Origin of the sequence: Priestia sp. SIMBA_032, assembly GCF_046535215.1 — a bacterium.
Classification (GTDB): domain Bacteria; phylum Bacillota; class Bacilli; order Bacillales; family Bacillaceae_H; genus Priestia; species Priestia aryabhattai.
Genome location: NZ_JAWRXD010001061.1, coordinates 1 through 256 on the forward strand (window position 1 = coordinate 1; position 256 = coordinate 256).

Sequence of the window (256 nt, forward strand, 5' to 3'; positions counted from 1 at the left end):
GCTGGAATACGTGCGCGCGGCGCGCTCGCGCGGGCTCGACGTGGACGCCTTCGCGCCGCGCCTGTCCTTCTTCTTCGCCATCGGCATGAACTTCTTCATGGAGGTCGCCAAGCTGCGCGCCGCCCGGGTGCTGTGGGCCGACCTCATGGCGAAGGAGTTCGCGCCGAAGGACCCGAAGTCGCTGATGCTGCGCACCCATTGCCAGACCTCGGGCGTCAGCCTGACCGAGCAGGACCCCTACAACAACGTGGTCCGC

Annotated in this window: 1 protein-coding gene; it reads left to right on the plus strand. The window is 68.0% G+C overall.

The genetic code is table 11. The annotated features are described in order from the left end of the window. Nucleotides 1-256, plus strand: a 256-nt coding sequence (locus tag SB717_RS37605) for a methylmalonyl-CoA mutase family protein (protein WP_410908244.1), incomplete at both ends; no start/stop codon positions are given.